This window comes from Mucilaginibacter sp. L3T2-6 (assembly GCF_030519355.1).
Lineage (GTDB): Bacteria > Bacteroidota > Bacteroidia > Sphingobacteriales > Sphingobacteriaceae > Mucilaginibacter.
In genome coordinates this window covers 38,767-56,486 of the sequence record NZ_JAUMKC010000031.1, presented here as the reverse complement: position 1 = coordinate 56,486, position 17,720 = coordinate 38,767, and the positions used below count along the sequence as shown (strand labels likewise).

At 44.4% G+C, this 17,720-nt stretch carries 12 protein-coding genes; 2 read left to right on the top strand and 10 right to left on the bottom strand.

The window, feature by feature from the left end; all coding sequences use genetic code 11:
* Positions 1-132: 132 nt before the first annotated feature.
* From Q3W13_RS23850 to Q3W13_RS23805, 10 genes are all read right to left on the bottom strand, one after another.
* Positions 133-2,493 (bottom strand): hypothetical protein, encoded by a 2,361-nt coding sequence (locus tag Q3W13_RS23850; protein ID WP_302868333.1) that lies wholly within the window; start codon positions 2,491-2,493, stop codon positions 133-135.
* Positions 2,494-2,562: 69 nt separating this feature from the next.
* On the bottom strand, positions 2,563-3,675 hold the full coding sequence (locus tag Q3W13_RS23845; RefSeq protein WP_302868330.1) for a DUF4249 domain-containing protein: 1,113 nt from the start codon (positions 3,673-3,675) through the stop codon (positions 2,563-2,565).
* Between the two features lie 48 nt (positions 3,676-3,723).
* Positions 3,724-4,875: a DUF4249 domain-containing protein gene (locus tag Q3W13_RS23840; RefSeq protein WP_302868329.1), complete on the bottom strand. Its 1,152-nt coding sequence runs from the start codon at positions 4,873-4,875 to the stop codon at positions 3,724-3,726.
* A 196-nt stretch (positions 4,876-5,071) separates the two neighbouring features.
* Positions 5,072-7,834, bottom strand: a complete 2,763-nt coding sequence (locus tag Q3W13_RS23835; protein ID WP_302868328.1) for a TonB-dependent receptor — start codon at positions 7,832-7,834, stop codon at positions 5,072-5,074.
* 1 nt (position 7,835) lies between these two features.
* The gene (locus Q3W13_RS23830) at positions 7,836-8,588 is read right to left on the bottom strand and encodes a hypothetical protein (RefSeq protein ID WP_302868326.1); all 753 of its coding nucleotides are present in this window, start codon (positions 8,586-8,588) and stop codon (positions 7,836-7,838) included.
* A 245-nt stretch (positions 8,589-8,833) separates the two neighbouring features.
* The gene (gene infB, locus Q3W13_RS23825) at positions 8,834-11,788 is read right to left on the bottom strand and encodes a translation initiation factor IF-2 (protein WP_302868324.1); all 2,955 of its coding nucleotides are present in this window, start codon (positions 11,786-11,788) and stop codon (positions 8,834-8,836) included.
* Between the two features lie 61 nt (positions 11,789-11,849).
* Positions 11,850-13,085 carry a transcription termination factor NusA gene (nusA, locus tag Q3W13_RS23820; RefSeq protein WP_302868322.1) on the bottom strand — a complete coding sequence of 412 codons (1,236 nt, stop codon included), beginning with the start codon at positions 13,083-13,085 and terminating at the stop codon, positions 11,850-11,852.
* A 1-nt stretch (position 13,086) separates the two neighbouring features.
* The gene (rimP, locus tag Q3W13_RS23815) at positions 13,087-13,551 is read right to left on the bottom strand and encodes a ribosome assembly cofactor RimP (protein ID WP_302868320.1); all 465 of its coding nucleotides are present in this window, start codon (positions 13,549-13,551) and stop codon (positions 13,087-13,089) included.
* A gap of 236 nt (positions 13,552-13,787) precedes the next feature.
* Complete coding sequence (locus Q3W13_RS23810) at positions 13,788-14,204, bottom strand: hypothetical protein (protein ID WP_302868318.1); 417 nt, start codon at positions 14,202-14,204, stop codon at positions 13,788-13,790.
* Between the two features lie 54 nt (positions 14,205-14,258).
* The gene (locus Q3W13_RS23805; RefSeq protein ID WP_302868316.1) at positions 14,259-16,649 is read right to left on the bottom strand and encodes a prolyl oligopeptidase family serine peptidase; all 2,391 of its coding nucleotides are present in this window, start codon (positions 16,647-16,649) and stop codon (positions 14,259-14,261) included.
* Positions 16,650-16,937: 288 nt separating this feature from the next.
* Between Q3W13_RS23805 and Q3W13_RS23800 the strand changes: the two genes are divergently transcribed.
* Positions 16,938-17,453 (top strand): GNAT family N-acetyltransferase, encoded by a 516-nt coding sequence (locus tag Q3W13_RS23800; protein WP_302868315.1) that lies wholly within the window; start codon positions 16,938-16,940, stop codon positions 17,451-17,453.
* A gap of 133 nt (positions 17,454-17,586) precedes the next feature.
* The gene (locus Q3W13_RS23795; RefSeq protein WP_302868313.1) at positions 17,587-17,715 is read left to right on the top strand and encodes a hypothetical protein; all 129 of its coding nucleotides are present in this window, start codon (positions 17,587-17,589) and stop codon (positions 17,713-17,715) included.
* Positions 17,716-17,720 lie beyond the last annotated feature (5 nt).

Below are 17,720 nucleotides of genomic sequence, written 5' to 3'. Positions count from 1 at the left end.
TTTCAATTTGCTTGATGTATCTTTCTGTAATACAGATTCTTACAAAGGTTTTACCAACTATTTTTGGCAATTATATCGTTTTTTTTATCCCGGAAAGAGGAAAAAAACCTGCCGGTGGTTGCTTCCGTCGCTTCATTTAACGTCAAAGGTAAAATACTGGCTGCCGGCGTCGCCGCTCTCTGTTAAGCCTTGTACAACGCCAACATATTTTCCGGCCAGGTCTGAGGTAAAGAAAGAAACTTTTCCCTGGGCGTTTACAGTTGGCGCCCAATACAACAGGTTCCTGAAATCCGGTATCCGGCTTTTTACCTGTGCATCGGTTTCATAAGCGGGCGAGTAAAATTGTCGCCGCAGTTGCAGTCCTTCGTAGTCAATTACCACCGCCTTAGGGTTCAGCTCAACGCCGCCAAGATCCCCTTTGTACGTAGTGAAGCTGAAGATCCCTTCATACGCCGATGGACCGTAAAAATAGCGCTCCCGGGTTACCTCCAGCTTATTAACTTTAAGCGGGTCGACAGCAAATATTTTATTGATATCAAAAATGGGCACGCCATCCAGGATAACCAATGGATCACTGTCGAGGAAGCCACGGTCGTTCAATACTTTTATATGAAATCGCCCGCGCGAGTGAACTATGTTGTCTTCAGATACATATTCACGTAAATCCTCTTCCATGGTAGTAAAGCGGGTAAAATCATCCAGCTTGTAAGTCTTGTAAGGCTTGCCATAAAACGCAGAACTATCTGCGCCAGGATCATAGGTGCGCTTAATGTTATTTGCGGAATAGATATTTAAAACCTGCACGCCTAGGCTATGCGCCTGTAATGCGCTTTGTGCGCCGTTTACAAATTCAAATTTTGGTATAGGGGTCTTCGAATATTGCTCGGAATACGGGCTTGCAATATCTATACGATAAGTGCTGTCAATCATCTCATTAGTTTGTACAACCAATTCACCCGGGCCATAAAAGTCCTTCGTGCTAAATAAAACATGCCCGGCTGAATCACTTTGCGAAGCATACACCTGTACCCTTTTTCCAGGTACCCCCATATAGGTAATAATGTCCGGCGCCGGGGCATTGGTGACTGTATTGATAACTTTAGCGGTAACAATATGCCCTTTATATTCGGGCAGATAAGTAAAGGCAGCGGGCTTATTTGCAAGTATATCTTTCCATTCAAATCGCCGCCAGCCTTGCGTCAGCATCAGGTTGTCTATAGCTTCGTCCGTCTCGGCATTCGTATTAGCAAAATAGTAATCAGGTGATTCGATGGTGCCCTTCAGATCAGAGCTTAACCATAAGTAATCAAAAATATTGCTGTCATCTACCCCTTGCAGCGAATCGACACGGTAAACAGCCATCGAAATATTTGCAGGTACCGGCTTGTTCCCCTGATCTTTTGCCAAAATATCGATGTTCACCTTTTTGCGTAAACCATATTGCTGCTGGTCTGCTATGGCGTTAATAAACAACTTTTTTGCCGGCCGTTTAAAATAAAGGCGTTCACAAACAGGTTGCTTTGCGCTGTTAAAAATGGTGATACTGGATATTCCGTCACCCAGCGTATTTTTATTTATATTGAAATTAACAATGCCATTTGAAATAGTTGCGCTCTCTGCGGCTTTCAGTTCCTGCCGGGTATGCGCAAACAAAAATACATTGCCATCAGCGCCTCTAACGGTAACATTCAACTGCGCGCCATTGTCCTTAACGCTCATTACGTAACCCTGGCTATTTATTTCAGGCAGATTTTGGGTTTGCCTGCTGCCATTTATCCAAATAATAGCCTTATAACTATTACCGGCTACCGGCGTAAACAAAAAGTTCCCCATGCCAAATTTTAACGATTTAAAACGCGCCACCGTGTCATTATGCTGATCTACAACTGCTCCCCTTACTGTAACTCCTTTACCATCTTTACCAACTGCTTTAAATGCAACTTTACTTGTTATACCCGCAACCAAGTTGCCTCCTTCCGGGAAAAACTGTATGTTATTGGCCGCTGCCGTTTCTTTCGCCGTATTACCGGGCGATTTTAGCGGATTTACCAAGGTTATTGTTTTTTCAAAATAATAGTCAGGGCTAAAATTTTTCATCCAGCTAGTATAAGCCCTGAATTTATAATTCCCGTTATTTATGGTTACAGGTATATAAAGCGAGCCATCGCCAATGCCGTTTTTCATGGCAATCTTTGCCTGTGCTACAGGGCTTTGATTATTATCCAGTATCTCTGCATACACAACCTTGCTCAGATTTAAGGGTTTATGATCGTTGCCGTCAACACAAAACACTTTGAGCCACATTATTTCGCCAGGCAAATAAGTGGTTTTATCTGTGTGCACAAATACCTTTTCCTGCAAAGCTGTTTGCTTGTATAGGTTGAAGCTGTTTTGCACTTCCTGCATCACCTGGGCATTACTTTTTAGTGCCGGCAAGGATAGACCCGCAACTAACAACAACATTGCCTTAAGTATTTGTACCGTATGCTTCATGTTCAAATAATTTACTATTTATACTTTATATCAATCCCGGTTTCACCCGGTGTATTTTATCAGTTTCTATTATTTCCAAAAATCCGGCTGCTTCTTGCTTCCCCTCAATGTACAATCAACACAATAAGGGGATGCGCCCATAAATCCAAGGGGCTTCGCCGGAGGATCGGGGCCAAAATCAAATGCCGCCAATTCTATTTTCGGCACCAGTGCCTCCACAACGTCGTTGTGACCGTTGGCATGCGGGTTACTATACCAAAACGTATCTAACTGACATTCATATGGATAAGACACCAAAAACGTAGCAGGCAGTTGCTCATTTGCAATAAATACCCGTTTTGTTGCTACCGACCCCGCGCTTATATACCCAATTACAATATCGCTGTTGGCATTTAGGTTATGAATATTGCCGGCAAGCTGTGTAGGTTCAGCATCGAAAATGCTGCCCAGCTGCTCCGTGTTCTTTCTAAGGGATTCCCAGAATTTGTAGGCTTCTGCAGTAAGTGCATATTGTTTTAACAATATACTGTACTTAGTCTCTATTTTTTCTGACGTCGACTCAATCCCAATTATCGGAGTTTGATATAATACATCGTGTGTTAATTTGGCGGTGGAACCTAAAGTAATTGAGCTGGAGTTATTACTTTTATAACAATAATATACCTGTTGGTCTGCGGTTCGCCGAACTATATCTGAACCGTCAGAAATCCATGATGAATTATATAACGAGTGAAACTTCCAGGTTTCTACATATTCGAACCTGTAGTAATGCGTATTGTTGGTTACATCATGCGCGTTCGAATAAATCTGTATTCCTTTAGCTGTGAGGTTAAACCCGATGCTGTCAATAGGCGGGGCATTTTTTACCTGTACATAATCCGACCGGTATTCATTATTATCTTTGGTAACAATATGCAGCCTGTATTTGGGACCATCACTAAGCGTGACGCCCGTTAATATATATATGCCGGGAGACTTTTCAACAAGGCCATAGTTTTTGCCTGCATCGCTCTCCACAGTTACATTGGCCTCAACCGGATTGGAAATAATTTTACTCGAAAGGCTCACGGTACGACTTAGCTTAATGGTTGTTGTGTCTTTAGTATTAATTACGCCTTCTACAACTAAATAGCTCTTAGCTGAATCAATAACTGTTGGATTATAAGGTTTCTTACACGCCATTACAATTATTACCATTACCAAAATTATCTGTCGCCTCGTCATAATCTATTATTTCCAAAAATCTGGTTGCTTCGTTGTTCCCCTTATAGTACAATCCACACATTGCTTATCAGCTGCTGTGTAGCCATCAGGTTTAATCCCTTTGCCATAGGAGGTTACAGGTATTTCAATGCCGGGAACCAGTTTTACACGCACATCATTAACCTTTGTTTTCGGGTGACTGTACCACGCCGAATCAAGCAGGCAGTCATAAGGATAAGCAGGCAGCCAATCAGCCGGCAATTGGTCATTAGCTATAAATACCCGCTTTACTGCCACCGAACCAACACTTATATATCCAATCACAACATCGGTATTATCTTTTATGTTGTGGATATTACCGGCAAGTTGGGTTGGCTCGGCATCAAATATGCTGCCCAACTGCTCTGTATTTTTCTTGAGGTTTTCCCAGAATTTGTACGCTTCCGGTGTCAATGCATACTGCCGTACCTGTATACTGTATTTGGTTTCTATTTTTTCAGACGTGGATTCGATCTCCGTTATGGGAAGCTGGTAAAGCACGTCCTGTTTCAGCTTTGCCGTAGAGCCTAAAATTATCGAGCTGGACCGGTCACTTTGGAAGCAGTAATATATTTCCTCGTCAAAAGGCCGTACAACAACGTCATCCACACCGTTCGATTTCCACCCGGACGCGTATTGTGAATGAAATCTCCAGGTTTCCCAATAATCAAACCGGTAGTAACGAGTGGCATCAGCATTGTCATGTGCATTTAGGTACAATTGTAATCCCTTTGAGGTAATCTTAAATCCAATGCTGTCGATAGGGGGCGAATTTTTAACTGGGGCAAAATCAGAGCGATATTCATTTCCGTTATCAGCCGTGCGTATATATAAGCGATATTTATGCGAGTTACTGAGCGTGGTGTTTATTAGTTTATAAACGCCGCCTCCCGTCGGAGTTAATTCGTATGCTTCACCCGCATCGCTTTCAACGCTCACAACACCATCAACAGGGTTTGAGGTTACGTGGGCCGAAAGATTTACAGTCCGGCTCAGTTTGATAGTGGTGGTATCATTGGTATTGATAACCCCCTCCACTACCAAATAGCTTTTCGGCGAATTAATTACGTGTGGATTATATGGCTTTCTGCAAGCCAGTCCCAACAATAAAATAGCTAAGTATATTTTCCAGTGTCTCATTACTTCTCTGTATCAAAAATGAGTATTCCTTGTTTGTTAATTATGTCGCTAATTGGTGTTGTTTAAATTTATTTTTTTAACCTCACTTAAACCATAGTATTTATCAAGCGGCCAAACAGCCGCACTGTCAGTCTCGATCCTTCTAAGCTAAAACAACCGCAAATGCCTCATGCGGAGAATACGCCGCCCCTTCATCTCAAAACCTGATGTTATAATTAATAAACGGTATCGGCGCTGCAAAAATCGAAAGTTTATACCCGCTGATCACTCCGCTTTGTTCGGTAAAAAAGGTTGAATAAGCGTTTTGCCTACCCGTTAAGTTGTATACCCCAATCGTCCAGGAATTGTGCGTTAACTGGTGGACACGATGGTTGCCTTCTATGATTATCGAAAAATCCGACCTAAAGTAGTCCGGGATGCGGTACAGGTTCCTGTCTGAGTACAGAACTCTTTCGGAGCCTGCATATTCATATTTGGCTATAGGCAGCGTTATCGGTCTGCCTGTGCTGTACGATATATCAAACGATATACTGTACCGGTGCGTAAAACGATAATTGCCATTGAAATTAAAAGCATGCGGCTTATCGTAATTCGCAGGATAGTACTTGCCACCATTTATAAACTCGCCGGCATAAGGGTCGTCCTGTTTCAGGAAAGTACGCGAATAGGTGTAACTCATCCAGCCGTTCAGTTTACCGGCGGTTTTCTTAACGAGGAATTCGGCCCCGTATGCTTTCCCCTGGGTGTTAATCACATCCTGCTCAATGTGGTGGTTCAGCAGCAGTACAGCGCCGCTCTTGTAATCCAGGTAATTGCGCAGCCGTTTGTAATACACTTCCACCGACATCTCGATGGTATTATTTTGTGCATTCTTAAAAAGTCCTAATGATACCTGGTCGCCGGTTTCCGGCTTCACATTTACATCGGTAAGTTGATAAACGTCTGTCGGCGATATCGAAGTGGAATTCGACAAAAGGTGCAAATATTGGTGCAGGGTATTGTACCCCGCCTTAACAGAAAGGTTATCGCTCAACAGGTATCGTGCCGATAACCTGATATCAGGCCCAAAGTAGGTTTTTATAAATTTACCATTCGGATAACGGGTACTATCCAAAACGTTATTAGGCTCCTTAGGCAGGTTGGGCGCATAATTATTAACTGTAGCGGGGCCCAGGTAATTATACATGTTTAGCCTAACCCCGGCGCTAATAGTAAGATTATCGGTCACATCATACTTGTCACCAAGGTAAATAGCGCTTTCCAGGCCCTTTTCAGGTGCAATTACGTCGGGATTAATTAACGATTTTGGTCCGTTCGGCTCAAACGTACCGGGGTTTATTTTGTACAATATCGAGTTTAAACCAAAGTTTAAAGTGTGCTTATTATTAAGATAATAGGTAAAATCCGATTTAAAGTTTGATTGGGTTACATTAAAGCCCAGATCATAGGCATTTACCGGGTTTGCGCTGCTTGATACATCATACTGATACCTGTCAATACCGGCCGACAACAGGTTATACAATTTATTGTTAAAATTATGCTTCCATTTCAGATTCAGGTTTTTGTTACTGTATTTATAGGCGGTATCGCTGTTTAGCTTAAATTTATCCTGGCTCAGGTAGCCGCTCAGGTATATATTGTTCTTTTCGTTTACCTGGTGACTTATACCTAAATTAAAATCATAAAATGATGCCTGGCTGTGTTTATATGATTCAGGCAATAGTTTTAACAGCCAATCAGAATAAGTGGTACGCCCGCCAAAAATAAACGAGGTTTTATCTTTCACAATCGGACCCTCGACATTCAGCCTGCTGGTTAACAATCCAATACCGGCCGACCCTGTGAATTTCTTTTTGTTGCCCTCGCGGTTGGTAATATCGAGTACTGATGACAAACGCCCGCCAAATTTTTCCGGGATACTGCTTTTATAAAGCTCTATATCTTTTACTATATCCGGGTTAAAAGCTGCGAAAAAACCAAAAAAGTGTGCCGGGTTGTAAATGGTGTTGCCGTCAAGCAAAATCAGGTTCTCGTCGGCCGCGCCGCCCCTAACGTTGAAGCCGGTTGTCGCCTCGCCTACTGATGTTACGCCCGGCAGCGTAAGCACCACTTTCAATACGTCGGCCTCCCCAAAAGCGGTAGGTATCTGCTTTATATTTTTTATATCCAGTCTTGCCAGGCCAAGATCTGTGCTCCGTACATTAGCCACCTTTTCGCCCGAAATTTTCACCTCCTTCAGGCTGTTGATCTGTTCCTGCATCTCAATGTTCAGCTTGCCGTCGGTATATAAAATTATCTGCCGACGCGTGTCTTTCATGCCAAGGCCCCGTATCAGTAACGTTTGCCGGCCACGCGGCAGGGTTATCGAATAATAGCCGAACTGATCGCTGGCAGCTCCTGTCTTCGTGTTCGACACATAAATAGTCGCGCCCGTTACTGCCTCTCCCGATTTAATGTCCCTTATATAACCGCTCAATATGGCCTTGCCGGCCTTTATCGTGTTGGTTTTTACCCCAATTTCATATAGTTTGTTTTCCGTGGTCGCCTCGGTTACTTTTTTTTCGGCTTCGGCGGTGTAATCAGTTACCGCAGCAGCTCCGCTGGTTTGTTCGCTGTGGCGTAGTGAATATCCCGGCGCCAGTTCCGTACGTATTTGCCTGTTTTTGGTTATAAAAACCTGTTGCTGATCAATGGCATATACGAAAGCTGTCTTTTTAAAGGCCTGATCCAAAATCATGCTCAGGGGCTTTTTAGTCACCTTTACGGTAACCCGTAAGCTGTCAAACTGGGCCGGATCGTAATAAAAGTGATAATCGCTTTTTGATTCTATTTCATTTACAACCTGCGAAATGGTCGCCTGCTGGAAGTTTACGCTAAATAATTTTACATTACCTTGCTGTGCGCTGGCTGCCTGTAAAAAAAATAGTAAGCAAAAACTTGCGAAGTAAATTTTCCTCATATTAGTTTGATAAGTGGTCGTACCAGTTTGCAACTTTAACCATAGCTTCTTCGGGTTTATCTTTAAAATCTATATTGTTGTCTTTGATGAATTTCCGGAGCGCGGCTTTCCTTTCCTTAAATAAAGAGAGTACTGACCCTTTACCGCTGACGCTGTGAAAAACATTATTCTTCCTGATATAGAAATAATTTTTGACGCTGAAATAATACTCAACCAGGTTTGATGTGCTGGTGGATGTCTGCATGCTTTTGGTATACCTTGCCAGCACTTCAGATTTACCGGCATATAATTGCCGGTAATAGGCCGGTTCCAGCGCCGTATTATCCGGCAGCGTATCTTTACTGATATTTATGAAATGACTGCCCAGATAATCAAAAGCAGTAACCTTCTCTTTGTGTAGTATAAATTTCGAAATATGGTTAGGAAATAAACCAACAAGCTGATCGGTATTCACATCGTACAGCAGCGACATGTTATTATATAACGTTCCGTCAAAATAAACCGAGCCTTTAGAAAAACCGTTACTATCCTGGTAATAGGCATTCCCTTTTATATGCGGATCATAAAAATAATATTCAGGTCCTGAATATACAGGCGCCTGAATATTCAGCGCATTGTTGTAGAAAGCCACCGCATTGTTAAAAGCGACTTGTTGCGAACTGCTGTCGGCGCGGGCCGCTTGCGCGGAACAATTTGTCCCTAAAAAAGCACAAAATATGATTACCACTAATGACAGGTAAATAGGTTTACTCATTGATCCAGGTAAGTTTATTAACAGTTAAAAACTGAAAATACGCCACAAAATATTAATAAACAAGCATTTCCGGCGTTTTTGCAAAAAAAAACTGTTTTTTTAGTTATAAAACTAAAAATCGTGCTGTGTCGCTATGAGTTTGTTTTAACAATGTTACAAAAGCCTTCCGTCCCCAACGAGTAAAACAATAAAAAAAGCCCCGCGCAACTTTCGTTGGCAGGGCCTTAATTTGTACTTATGTTGCGTTACAGCTTACGTTTTACTTCTACGTTTTCGTAAGCTTCAACAATATCGCCTACTTCAATATTATTAAAGTTGTTGATGTTCAAACCGCATTCGTATCCCGCTGATACTTCCTTAACATCATCTTTAAAGCGTTTTAACGACGCCAGCTCGCCGGTATAAATTACGACGCCTTCGCGGATAATGCGTATCTTGCTGTTACGGGTAATCTTACCATCAAGCACCATACAACCTGCAATGGTACCAACCTTGCTGATTTTGAAGGTTTCGCGTATCTCAACGTTCGCAACAATCTTTTCTTCAAAGGTTGGCGCAAGCATACCTTCCATTGCAGCCTTTATTTCGTTTATCGCATCATAGATGATCGAATAAAGCCTGATGTCGATCTGTTCCTGCTCTGCCAGTTTACGGGCGCCACCTGACGGACGAACCTGGAAGCCGATGATGATCGCATCAGAAGCTGACGCCAGCAATACATCGGATTCTGATATCTGCCCTACCCCCTTCGAGATAATATTTACCTGTATCTGCTCGGTTGACAGTTTTAGCAATGAATCAGACAATGCCTCTATTGAACCATCCACGTCGCCCTTAACAATAATGTTAAGTTCTTTAAAGTTACCAACTGCCAAACGGCGGCCAATCTCATCCAGGGTAATATGCTTCTGTGTACGCAGCCCTTGTTCGCGTTGCAATTGCAAACGCTTATTTGCAATTTCGCGCGCCTCAACCTCGCTTTCAAGCGCATTGAATTTATCGCCGGCTGTTGGCGCACCCTGCATACCCAGTACCTGTACCGGTGTTGAAGGGCCTGCGCTGTTAACACGCTGTCCGCGTTCGTTGGTCAACGCCTTAACACGGCCGCTGTAACAACCTGCCAGTATCGGGTCACCTACTTTTAAGTTACCTGCCTGTACCAGTACGGTAGTAACTATACCGCGGCCCTTGTCAAGGGCAGCTTCAATTACAGTACCTACGGCTCGTTTATTAGGATTGGCTTTTAATTCAAGCAACTCTGCTTCCAGCAATACTTTTTCCAATAGCAGGTCTACGTTCAAACCTGTTTTGGCCGATATCTCCTGCGACTGATATTTACCACCCCACTCCTCAACCAGGATGTTCATCTGCGACAACTGTTCGCGAACTTTATCTGCATTGGCGCCCGGCTTGTCAATCTTGTTGAACGCAAAGATAATCGGTGCACCTGCCGCCTGCGCGTGGTTTATGGCCTCGCGGGTTTGCGGCATCACACTATCATCGGCGGCTATCACTATAATTACTATATCCGTTACCTGGGCGCCCCTCGCACGCATCGCAGTAAAGGCTTCGTGGCCTGGCGTATCCAGGAAGGTGATCTTACCTTTGTTATCAGGCAATGTTACCTCGTAAGCGCCAATGTGCTGGGTAATACCTCCCGCTTCGCCGCCTATAACATTTGTTTTACGTATAAAGTCAAGCAATGATGTTTTACCGTGGTCAACGTGGCCCATTATGGTCACAATCGGTGCACGAGGCACCAGGTCTGCCGGATCGTCAGGCTGGTCAAGGTTAGCCTCCTCGTCCTGTGGCTTAACAAAATCCACCTGGTAACCAAACTCATCGGCAACAATGCTCAGTGTTTCGGCATCAAGCCTCTGGTTGATCGATACGAACATGCCGAGGCTCATGCAGGTAGATATAATCTGTGTAACAGGCACATCCATCATGCTGGCCAGCTCATTCGCAGTAACGAATTCAGTAACCTTCAATACTTTCGACTGAAGTTCCTGCTCCATTGCCAGTTCTTCGGCACTTGCAGCCACATCGTCACGTTTCTGACGGCGGAACTTTGCACGCTGGGCAAACTTACCTGATTTACCGGCGCCGCTAAGGCGTGCAAGTGTTGCCTTAATCTGGTCTTGTATATCTTTTTCTGAAGGTTCTTCCTTAGATACATTGCCCGGAGGCGCATGCCTGTTACCTCTGAAATCAGGTCGGTTGCCGCCTCCCTGGTTAGGTCCTCCCTGTCCGGGAGCATTTCCCCTGTTCCTGAAATCAGGGCGATTGCCGCCATGCGGTTGCTGCGATCCCGGAGGATTTGGCGCAAAACTTTGTGGGTTAGGCCCCTGGTTATCTTTACGCTTCCGTTTCCGTTTATGGTCAGCAGCGCTATTAGCATTAGATGACGAAGCAACCGGGTTACGTTTTGACGCATCCACCGGTAACTGTATTTTGCCTATTACGTTCGGGCCTGTCAGGCGTTCCGCCTTAGCACGAATTACTTCCGGCTCCTGTGGCTCATCAGCCGGTGTTTCAGGTGCAGCTGCAGGGGTTTCCGCAACAGGCTCAACTGCGGGCTGCGGAGCCTCCTCTTTTTTAACTTCTTCGGCTTTCGGCTCGGGTGCTATTGTCTCTTCCGGCTCCTCCTTCACAGGTTCAGCTGCGGGCTGTGGCTCAACAGGTTTGGTAACCTCCTCTTTGCGGGCAACCGGCTGTTCAGCCTGCGCTGGTTTAGCATTAAGGTTATCCAGATCGATTTTACCAACTACCTTTACACCCGGCAATGCGGCGGCTGGTTCCTCAGTCTTTTCAGGCTTAGGCGCTTCAACCGGTTTGGGTGGCTCAACAGGCTTCGGTTTCTCTGCCGGAGGGGTATTGTAATGACTGCCGATACCTTTTATAAGTATCTCTTCATTCTCAAAATCCCTCGAACGGCGGTGTTCAACCGGCTTTTCGGGAAACTGCGCAGGCTCATCCTTCCTTATCTTTCCAATAATTATCTGCTTAGCTTCCTCCTTAATAATTTTATCCACAGCAAATTCTTTCAAAAGCGCGCTGTACATATCACTATCAAGCAGGGCAGTAGGGTGCTTCTGCACCTTATACCCTTTTGTCGCCAAAAAGTCGACAATAGTACCAGTACCGATATTCAGCTCTTTTGCTGCTGTAAATAATTTTATGGGTTTGTCTTCTGACATTTATTATATACTTTCTCTTCCTATTTGTGCAAAAATACGATTTTAATTTGGGTTATTGCGTTTATTCAAACTCAGCCTGCAGAATTGATAACACTTCTTTTACAGTTTCTTCTTCTAAATCTGTGCGTTTTACCAGTTCTCCTACGCTTAATGCCAGTACAGATTTTGCCGTATCAAGGCCGATGCGTTTAAATTCATCGATAATCCAGCTGTCAATTTCGTCTGAAAATTCTTCAATATCCACATCTTCGTCTGTTTCGTCCGCTTCGCGGTAAACATCAATTTCGTAACCCGTTAATTTACCGGCCAGTTTAATATTATGCCCGCCACGGCCAATCGCCAGCGAAACCTGGTCGGGTTTTAAATATACAGCGGCTGTTTTTCTCTCATCATCCAGCTTAATCGATGTGATTTTAGCAGGCGATAAAGCGCGCTGAATATATAACTGCAAATTATTGGTATAGTTTATAACGTCGATATTTTCGTTCTTCAATTCGCGTACAATACCGTGTATGCGCGAACCTTTCATACCCACGCAGGCGCCTACCGGGTCAATACGGTCGTCGTACGATTCAACGGCAACTTTAGCCCTTTCGCCCGGCTCACGTACTATTTTCTTAATGGTGATCAAGCCGTCGAAAATTTCAGGCACCTCCTGCTCAAACAAACGCTGCAAAAACGCAGGCGCCGTACGCGAAATAATGATTTTCGGGTTGCTGTTCAGCATATCCACTTTATCAACCACTGCCTTTACAGTATCGCCTTTCTTAAAATAGTCAGCCGGTATCTGTTCCGATTTTGGCAATAGCAGTTCGTTACCCTCGTCATCAAGTACCAAAGTTTCCTTTTTCCAAACCTGGTAAACTTCACCGGTAACAATTTCGCCAACGCGGTCTTTATATTTTTTAAATATCTCGTCCTTCTCCAGTTCCAGTATTTTCGAAACCAGTGTCTGGCGGGCAGCCAATATAGCCCGGCGGCCAAAGCTTTCTAAAGTTATCTGTTCTATATAATCATCCCCTACTTCAAGAGTTGGGTCATACTTGTGCACCTCTGCCAGTTCAATCTCCAGGTCGTCGTCTTCACTAAACCCATCTTCCATAACCTTGCGCGTACGCCATATTTCAAGGTCACCGTTGTCGGTGTTCACAATCACGTCGCAGTTTTCGTCGGTGCCATATTTTTTTCTGATCATGCTTCTGAAAACGTCTTCCAGCACGCTCATCATCGTTGGGCGATCGATGTTTTTGAAATCTTTAAATTCCTGAAAAGAATCAATTAAATTAATATTGCTCATTTTACTTAAATGATATTAAAACTTTCGTTTCTGTTATTTTATCCATCGGAATAACGCTTTCAACAATTTCAGCCTTCTTCCCTTTTTCCTTTTTTATTTCTTCAATTAAAATCGCGTCTCCGGTAAGCCCGTTTAGTTTGCCCTCCCGTTTTGTGCCATCGGCCATCTTTATGCCCAGCGTGCGGCCTATGTTTTTAGTGTACTGCCTGGGCAGCGTAAGCGGCGTATCAACGCCCGGCGACGAAACCTCAAGGTTATAAGCAGTTTCTATCGCATTTTCTTCCTCTAAATGGAACCCCACATGCCTGCTTATGGCCACACAGTCGTCAATACCTATACCGTTATCGCCATCAACCAAAATTATCAGCTTGCCATTGCTGTGAAATTTTACGTCTACTAAAAACAGGTTTGGCTTATCCGCTATCTTTTCTTCAACCAGTTCTTTTACTCGTTTTTCGATATTCATTATCCCTTTACGCCTCAAATTTTCCGGCAGTACCGAAATGATTAGTAAAATAAAAGAGGGGACTACCGCCCCCTCTTTTTTAATTCAAATGCAAATGTAGTAATTTTATTTATAAAATTCAAGCTTTTAGTCCAAAAAGTCGATAATTCCGGGAATCCGTAAGATCAGGAGGGTTAAGGTAATCAGCTTATTAAGCTGTCTTTCGGACATTACCGGCTTTTCTGGACTGCGGCCCTTTATGGCCTCACCACCAGGTCCTGGTAACTTACACCGTCCAATCGCTTTTTACCTTTAACGTAATCCCAGATATCGCTGCCTTTAAATGTATAGTAGCGCATAAAATAGACTTGTCCTTTCACAAAAGGCGTATCAGGCGTAAAAATCACCGAACCATTAACCGGCACATAGGCGCCATGCTGCACCGGCTGATAGCTTTTAAGATCAGTATCTGCAGGCATCTTAAAAACCGGCGCCAGGCTTTCCCATACCTCCGGGATAGAATCCCGGCTTATCTCAGTTACGATTTCTTTGTCCAGGCCGGTGAATTTAATCGACTTGTTATTATTTGTAAGGCTGATGCCGATGATGGGCTCTTTCTGTTTTTCTCCGCAGGAAAAAAGCAAAAACAATAATAGCCACCGGCATTTTTTCATGATCGGATTTTATAAAATTGGCCGGAATTAACGGAATTCCGGCTGGATGTTTTTCTACTTCCTCAGCGTCGTCTCAAACAGTTTAAATATACGCTTATATTCATCCGTCCAGCTGCTGGGTTGCACAAAACCGTGGTCTTCTACCGGATAGGATGCCAGCTCCCAATTTTCCTTATGCAATTCGATCAGCCGCTGACTCAAGCGAACGATGTCCTGGTAATTCACGTTTTGGTCAATCATGCCATGCAGCATTAGCAGGTTACCTTTAAGTCCGTTTGCAAAATAAATAGGCGAACTTATACGGTAAGCTTTTTCATCGTTATATGGCTCATTTAAAATGGCTGAAGTGTATCCATGGTTGTAGTGGGCCCAATCGGTAACCGAGCGGATTGCGCCGCCTGCCGCCCAGGTATCAGGCTCGGTAAACATGGCCATCAGCGTAATAAAGCCGCCGTATGATCCTCCATACAAGCCCACATGCTTAGGGTTCACGCCGTACTTCTCAACCAGCATTTTTACCCCATCTTCCTGGTCGGTCAGGTCTTTCCCCCCCATGTGCCTGTAAATGGCGGTGCGCCAGTCGCGGCCATAGCCTGCACTGCCGGAATAGTCAATATCCAGGACGGTGTAACCATTATCGGCCAGCATATTGTTGAACATGTACTCGCGGAAATATAAACTCCACCAATAGTGTGCATTCTGCAGGTACCCGGCGCCGTGCACAAACACTACAGCAGGCTTGGCCGGGTCTTGTTTTTCCGGAACATATAACCTTGCATACACATCGCTTCCATAACGGTTTTTAAAGGTGATTACCTGTGGTTCACGCCAATTGTACGATTTAAATTCCTCAGTTACAGAGTTGGTTACTTTCACTGCCTTTGCACCGGGTTTGTTAGGCTGTATATATAGTTCCCATGGTTTATTTGAATAGGAATAACGTATAGCCAGCCATTTTTCATCAGGCGAAAGGGTAACCTCGTTGCCGCCTTTCATTCCGGTTAATTTAACAGGTTGGCCGCCGGTTACCGGCATGCGGTAAAAATCATTTACACCGGGATGCTCCATATTTGCAGTAAAATAAAAGGTCTTTTTATCTTTCGATAGCTGCAAGGTCTGTACTTCCCATTTTCCGTTGGTGAGCTGCTTTTTAGTGCTGGTGTTAAAATCGTATACATAAATATGCGCATAACCACTCTCTTCTGTCTCGTAGTAAAAGTGCGAGTTGTCAACATAACCACGCGCACCCTGGCCCGGCCCGCCAACCCAAGCCTCATTCCGCTCGCGGTCCATTAATGAAAGTGCGCCGGTAGCGGGGTCAAGACGCATTATCCAGCGGTCCTTGTTATCGTCGGCCTCAATAAACACTACAGCATATTTGCTGTCTTCGCTCCAGTATGGCCCTTGTATATTTACCCTTCTGTCCTCGTTGGCTTTGGTACGGCGCTCCAGCTCTTTAGGATAATCTTTAACATAGTCAGGCAAATCTTTTATACCGGGAAGTGTTGAGGTTACAATTTTATAAACGGTGTCTTTCCGTGTATCAAACACGTAAGATTCAAACACCGGCTGCGGATCGCCTACCTTGGTGCGGTTAGGAATATCCTCGGTAAAGCCCGATGCAGTTACATAATTCGGCACAATAGCGCTTTTTACACCCTCGGGATATTTGGCCAGGCGATAGGTAATATACCTGCCATCCGGACTGACACGCTGCGCGCCAACCGAGCGGTCATCAACAGCGATTTCTTTTAGTTTCTTAACTTCAAACTCCTTGCGTTCAACCGAGTCGAGCTTGCGGTCCTTATCCCTCACCTTTATAATATCGAATAGCTCCAGCTGCTGGGCTTTCAGCCAGCGCTCCTGCTCATTACCAGCTGCTACATCCTGGTTGGCCTTCCGGCCGCGCCTGCCCTGCGCGGCCGGAGCCGCTGCAGCTGCTGAATGCACAAAATTGGTAAGTTGTGCCAGCTCGCCATTGTGCAGGTTAAGGGAATACAAGTTATCTCCCTTCCTGAATATTACTTTGCTTTCATCGCCGCTGAATACTGCCCCGGTTTCAAAATCGGCGGTATTGGTAAGTTGCTGTATTTTGTGGCTGGGCAAATCGGATAACCAGATATCGCCGTTCTTTTCAAAAAGCTTTTGGGTGTGCTTTTTGTTCCAGTCGCCATACTCAGGCGCCATAGCGCGTTGTTCGTCGAGGCTTACTTTTACAGGTTTTATGTCTGATGGTGTTATCGCAAAAAGCGGGTCCCGGTCAGCGTTTTCGGGATTCCAGTTAAAATATATTTTTTTGCTGTCGTCGCTCCAGCGGATGTTTGACGGCGAGGTTCCGATCCACTTTGGGTCGCGCATTATTTTTTCGATGGTAAGAGGGGCCAGGCTCTGCGCAAATACGCCGCTGCACCCCGACAGAAGCAGGATGGTAAAGATTTTTCTCATGTATTTCAGTTACTGTGCGATAAGGTTGGACTGATGTAAGTTTGATGTGATCAAATAACGCATACCCACGGTTTCTTCCCACAAACTTCTTAGTCGCCTCACCCTGCCCTCTGCACAGGTGTGGCTGGCACAAGGCTTAAGGGTTTACGTCGCTATACCGAAGTCACGTTGGCTTAACCCGATTGAGTTAGCATCTTAACCTGATCAACCACTCACTAATCAACCTAATCAACCGCAAGATAACACTTTACCTAATCATTATTAATTTTAGCATCTTTTTGTTACAAAATGGAAATTGAAGGACAAGGTTTTACGCTTCGCGGATGGAAGGAATCGGATGTAACTGCATTACAGCGGAATGCTGATAACCCGAACGTATCTGCATTTTTGCTCGATAAGTTTCCTAATCCCTATACTACAGATGACGCTATTTGGTGGGTAAATCTTATGTCAAAGCAAGATCCCTTCCTGAATTTTGTGATCGGCATAGATGGTGAGCTGGCAGGCGGAATCGGCATTGAGTTACGTGCCGATGTTTACCGTAAATGTGCGTTGATAGGCTACTGGCTTGGAGAAAGCTACTGGGGCCGCGGCATTATGCCGCAAGCGGTTAAGCTGGTGGCTGATTATACATTTGCAAATTTTGACATCCACCGGTTACAGGCGGGAATATTTGGGAATAATACACGCTCCATGCGGGTACTGGAAAAGGCCGGTTTTGTAAAGGAAGGCATTTTAAAGAATGCTGTTATTAAAAATGGCGTTGTGCTGGATGAACATGTATATGGCCTTAGCAGGAACTGAGGGGATTTTGAAATTTGCCGGGTTGCAGCAACCTTAAACCATGACCGGCCTGATTTTAGCTTAAAGATATCTGTTAACTGCGAGCCTGAACCGGAGAAGGTTTTACCCTAAGAATCGTCGCCTAACTTAATACATGGCGCAAGACCAGGGCAGTACCTTACGTACTTTTACTCATTACAAAACGTATAACTCCCCTGTTGGTCAGGTAGCAACACGCTTGTCGGCCGTGGCTTCAGCCGCTACCTTTGTCATCGATAAATAATTGAA

Bases quoted from the DNA above. Each gene is read 5' to 3' on its own strand.
- Q3W13_RS23800 (WP_302868315.1), top strand. From the start codon at position 16,938: ATGGAAATTGAAGGACAAGGTTTTACGCTTCGCGGATGGAAGGAATCG.
- rimP (WP_302868320.1), bottom strand. From the start codon at position 13,551: ATGAATATCGAAAAACGAGTAAAAGAACTGGTTGAAGAAAAGATAGCG.
- Q3W13_RS23850 (WP_302868333.1), bottom strand. From the start codon at position 2,493: ATGAAGCATACGGTACAAATACTTAAGGCAATGTTGTTGTTAGTTGCG.
- Q3W13_RS23830 (WP_302868326.1), bottom strand. From the start codon at position 8,588: ATGAGTAAACCTATTTACCTGTCATTAGTGGTAATCATATTTTGTGCT.
- Q3W13_RS23845 (WP_302868330.1), bottom strand. From the start codon at position 3,675: ATGGCGTGTAAGAAACCTTATAATCCAACAGTTATTGATTCAGCTAAG.
- Q3W13_RS23840 (WP_302868329.1), bottom strand. From the start codon at position 4,875: ATGAGACACTGGAAAATATACTTAGCTATTTTATTGTTGGGACTGGCT.
- Q3W13_RS23810 (WP_302868318.1), bottom strand. From the start codon at position 14,204: ATGAAAAAATGCCGGTGGCTATTATTGTTTTTGCTTTTTTCCTGCGGA.
- Q3W13_RS23835 (WP_302868328.1), bottom strand. From the start codon at position 7,834: ATGAGGAAAATTTACTTCGCAAGTTTTTGCTTACTATTTTTTTTACAG.
- Q3W13_RS23795 (WP_302868313.1), top strand. From the start codon at position 17,587: ATGGCGCAAGACCAGGGCAGTACCTTACGTACTTTTACTCATTACAAA.
- nusA (WP_302868322.1), bottom strand. From the start codon at position 13,085: ATGAGCAATATTAATTTAATTGATTCTTTTCAGGAATTTAAAGATTTC.
- Q3W13_RS23805 (WP_302868316.1), bottom strand. From the start codon at position 16,649: ATGAGAAAAATCTTTACCATCCTGCTTCTGTCGGGGTGCAGCGGCGTA.
- infB (WP_302868324.1), bottom strand. From the start codon at position 11,788: ATGTCAGAAGACAAACCCATAAAATTATTTACAGCAGCAAAAGAGCTG.